General features: G+C 43.9%; 3 protein-coding genes. 1 reads left to right on the top strand and 2 read right to left on the bottom strand.

Annotated elements, in window-relative coordinates; all coding sequences use genetic code 11:
* On the bottom strand, positions 1-1,681 hold a 1,681-nt coding region (locus JWQ85_RS02235), incomplete at its 3' end, for an ATP-dependent Clp protease ATP-binding subunit (RefSeq protein ID WP_299463269.1).
* Between the two features lie 183 nt (positions 1,682-1,864).
* Here JWQ85_RS02235 and JWQ85_RS02230 point away from each other — a divergent pair.
* Entirely contained in the window at positions 1,865-3,196 is a 1,332-nt protein-coding gene (locus tag JWQ85_RS02230) for a HAMP domain-containing sensor histidine kinase (RefSeq protein WP_299463266.1), read from the top strand.
* Positions 3,197-3,231: 35 nt separating this feature from the next.
* On the opposite strand, the gene JWQ85_RS02225 is transcribed toward JWQ85_RS02230, so the two are convergent.
* A complete protein-coding gene (locus tag JWQ85_RS02225; protein ID WP_299463263.1) occupies positions 3,232-4,656 on the bottom strand; it encodes an AAA family ATPase in 1,425 nt (474 codons plus the stop codon).
* Positions 4,657-4,754: the final 98 nt, after the last annotated feature.

Raw genomic sequence — 4,754 nt, 5'->3', positions numbered from 1 at the left:
CCAGGTTAAGCAGCTTTTCGCGTTCGCTTTGTATCATTTTACTAACCGGGATACCTGTCCAGCGGCTTACCACACCTGCAATATCATCGGCGGTAACTTCCTCTTTCAGCATACGGCTATCCTGTTGATTTTCCAATAGGGCAGCTTTCAGCTTATCAACCTGCTGCTGGGCTTCAACTATAGTTCCATAGCGTAATTCAGCTACTTTACCATAATCACCGGCACGTTCGGCCTGTTCGGCTTCCTGTTTGTAATTCTCAATCTGCTCAACCTTTTGGTTAATGCCATCAACCAGGTCTTTTTCGCCTTGCCATTTTGCACGCAACGAATCGCGTTCGGCAGATAGATTAGCGATCTCTTCGCTCAGTTCTTTAACCTTGTTATCATCTTTCTCCCGTTTAATGGCTTCGCGCTCAATTTCCAGCTGCATAATGCGGCGTTCCAGTTCATCAACCGCCTCCGGTACCGAATCCATCTCTAAACGCAGCTTAGAGGCTGCTTCATCCATTAAATCAATAGCCTTATCGGGCAAGAACCGGTCAGATATATAACGCTGAGACATTTCAACCGCGGCAATGATAGCTTCATCCTTGATACGTACCTTATGGTGCGTTTCGTAACGTTCTTTCAATCCGCGCAAAATGGAAATGGCATCGGCAGTGTCCGGCTCATCCACCATTACTTTTTGAAAACGGCGTTCAAGGGCTTTATCTTTCTCTACATATTTTTGATACTCGTTAAGCGTGGTAGCACCAATGGCCCTTAGTTCGCCACGGGCAAGGGCAGGCTTTAATATGTTGGCCGCATCCATAGCACCTTCGCCGCCGCCCGCACCAACAAGGGTATGGATCTCATCAATAAACAAAACGATCTCGCCATCGCTTTGAATAACTTCCTTGATAACGGCTTTTAAACGTTCTTCAAACTCGCCTTTGTATTTGGCACCCGCAATCAGGGCGCCCATATCAAGTGAGTAAACGGTTTTGGTTTTCAGGCTTTCGGGCACATCGCCCTTTATGATACGGAAGGCAATACCCTCGGCAATGGCTGTTTTACCTACGCCGGGTTCGCCAACCAGTATAGGGTTGTTTTTAGTACGGCGCGATAGGATCTGTATCACACGCCTTATCTCTTCATCACGGCCAATAACCGGGTCAAGCTTGCCACTTTCGGCATACTCATTTAGGTTACGGGCATATTTGTTTAGCGCGTTGTAAGTAGCCTCGGCATTTTGATTAGTTACTTTGCTATCGCCACGCAGGCTAACAATGGCCTTTTTCAGATCTTTTTCGTTAACACCCGCATCTTTCAACATACCGGAAATTTTGTCCCCGGCTGATAATATGCCTAATAATATATGCTCAACAGATACAAACTCGTCCTTAAATTCTTTTAAATAAGAGTTTGCCTTTTGCAGGGCTGCATTTACGCTTGATGACAGATAAGCTTCGCTCCCGCTAACTTTTGGGAAGGATGATATTTGCGCGTCGAGCGTTTCGCTAAGTCTGTTCACGTTAACGTTTAGCTTTTTCAACAGGTAGGTAATAACGTTCTCGTCAACCAGTAATAAACCTTTTAATAAATGCGCGGTCTCGATAGCCTGCTGCTGGTTACCAATCGCAATTTCGGATGCCTTTTGTACAGCTTCCTGGGCTTTTATGGTAAAGTTGTTAAAATTCATAGTGCCTAATTAGCCTCAAAACAATTGCCACTTTTCGTTTTATGAACAAATGGCATTCAATTTTTTTCTTTACCGACATTTTGTCAAAAAGTTTAAATTAATTCATCCACAACTCATTCAAATTACAGATTTTTAGCTGAAAATAAGTATTTGATATTTTTGAACTCCTTATAACAAAGCATCTTGGAAACTCATTTCTTCACAAAGCTATCTCCAAAATACAGTACAGCTTATCGTAATTATTATACTTACCAGAACCTGTTGAGCGTTCGTACCGCAAGTTTTATATTTCTTACTCTAAGTATAATTATCAGGATACTTTACCATGTTTTCCCCGAAAGTTTGACCAAGGCGCAGAACTTTCCCGAGTTTAACCGTATCAACTGGGTGTTTATTATTATAACACCTTTCTTTTATTTGATCAGTCATTTATTGGTGCTGCATATGCGTAAAACAAAGTGGGCTTCTTCGGGTATGGCCTTATTTGTTTTTGTGTTTTCCCTGTATCTCATAGGCTGCGGCATGTATTCCAGCTTTATATCCACATCAGACCCAAGTAACGCCCTTACCCTATACCTTGTTGCTTTAAGTATTGTGAGCGTGCTGTTTGTGTTTGAGTACCACGAAACCCTTATACTGCTATTTAGTGTGGAAATAATGTTTACCATGATGCTTTTTCATGCACAGGTAAGCCCTACCGAAATGACGTATAACCAAATGATATCGGCCATATTACTTGCCGGTTTTTATTTAACATCAAGATACTTTTTCTCTTACAAGGCCAGTTATTACGGGCAAATAGTAGAGATCCGCCAGAAGAACGAAGAAATTGAGAAAGCCAATAATTTTAAGAACCAGGTACTGGGTACCGTTGCGCACGACTTACGTAACCCAATTGCCGCGGTTGAATCATTAGCGATGCTGATGGAACTGGAAGATATTGACGAGGATACCCAGGATAATTTAAGTATGATGCGCGAATCGTGTGTGAAGGCGCGTAATATAATCGACGACCTGCTTGATGCGGCCCGCTACGATAACAACACCAATTTTGACACCCATAAAACCGAGCTTAACACCATGTTACAGGGTATTATAGATACCTGGAATATACAACAAGGAGGTAAAAGCAATGTGGTGCTGATAAGTGATGTTAAAACTGCTTACGCGCAAATTAACCAGGAAAAATTCCCGAGGGTTATTGACAACCTGATCAGTAACGCGCTAAAATTTTCAAAGGAAACGGATAAGGTGGAACTGAATCTTAAGCGCGAAAAGAATAAGATCATTATTCAGGTGAAAGATAAGGGTGTAGGTATCCCTAATGAGCTGATACCAAAGCTTTTTGAACGCTTCTCTGGCGCGGGCCGTACCGGGTTAAAAGGCGAGCAATCTACCGGGATAGGTTTAAGCATTGTTAAGGATATTGTAGAAAGCCACGACGGCAAAATAAGCGTGCACAGCGTAGAAGGCAAGGGCAGCACATTCACTATTATATTGCCACTGGAGGCCTGATTCATAGGTCTGTTCCATTTTGAAAATGGAACAAGCTATTCCTCGGCGCCCCCTTTAAAAAATTGTTGATTAAAATTCACCAAATAAAGCTCATTGGTGGCACGCGTGCAGGCAGTATAAAACCACCTCAGAAAATCGGTATTCACCATTTCATCCGTAAGGTACCCCTGGTCAACAAACACCGCTTCCCATTGGCCGCCCTGCGCTTTGTGGCAGGTTATGGCATAAGCGAATTTAACCTGCAAGGCATTATAGTAAGGATTTAACTTCAGTTCGTTATGCTTGTCGCGCTTGTTTGGGATATGGTCATAATCTTTCATCGCTTCCAAATAAAAGCGTTTTTGATCGATAGATTGCAGGGCGGGCGCTTCCGAATACAGGGTATCCAGCAGAATCTTACAATCCAGCACCGGGTCTTCGGCATAATCAATAAACTCCAGCTGCACATCGGCAAACCTAAAGCCATACATTTCCTCTATCCTGCGCACCTTTTTCACGCGGGCTATGTCGCCATTGGCAATAAAACCGGTGCTCCCCTCCTCCTGGTCCTGAAGCCAAAAATAGTTGTTCTTTACTACCATTAGCTGGTCGCCGCCGGTTAGTTCTTCTTCGCGCATGAGTATGCGCCCGCGGATCTGCCGGTTATAAAGGTTAGCGTTTTTGTTACTCCGGCAAATAATGAGCGTATTATCGTGCCCGTACTTGCTGTAAGCATAATTAAGGCCTTCCTCCAGCAGTTCGCTGCTCATGCGGTAAACATCTTTATAGCCTTTAGTAACTATCTGCGGCATCACCTCTTTCCCCTGGCGGATAATATCGCGCACCTTGGTCACATTAAATAAGATTCCCGAATCTTTTTGCTGGCGCAATACATCGGTCAATTCATAGCTAAATATGGTTAGGCCAAACTGGTCTTTCATTAATTTGGCATCCAGCGCCGGGCTATTATCTGCGCCAACGGGAGGTAACTGGGCGGTATCGCCCACCAGCATCAGCTTGCAGTTTTTGGTATTGTAAACGTAATTAACCAGATCGTGCAGCAGGGTTTCGCGGTTGTTGCCGGTCAGCTCGTCAGATATCATGGAGGCCTCGTCGATAATGAACAGCGTGTTGGTGCTCATATTTTCGGCGATCATGAATGATTCGTCTACATTTAGGGCCGATTTTTTACGGTAGATGCGTTTATGAATAGTAAATGCCTTACGGCCCGAATAGTTAGTGATCACCTTGGCCGCCCGCCCGGTTGGCGCCAACAGTACCGACTTAAAATTATACTGAGGCAAGGCTTTTACCAGCGCGCCAAGCACGGTGGTTTTACCCGTACCGGCATAACCTTTCAGTATAAAGCAATCATCCTCTTCCCCGCTGCTTAAAAACTGGTGGAGCTTTGCAAAAAGTTCCAGTTGCTGCGGGGTAGGTTCGTGCGGAAAACCCTGGCGGATATGATCAATTGTTGACACATCACAAAAATGCTGATAAGTATGTTAATTAAGTAATTCAAAAAATATTACTTTTGTTAACCTGCATGAGCGAAAACAGACACCACTATACCAGCGAT

The sequence above is a fragment of the Mucilaginibacter sp. genome, assembly GCF_028288105.1.
Lineage (GTDB): Bacteria > Bacteroidota > Bacteroidia > Sphingobacteriales > Sphingobacteriaceae > Mucilaginibacter.
This window is presented reverse-complemented; position numbering and strand designations above follow the sequence as displayed.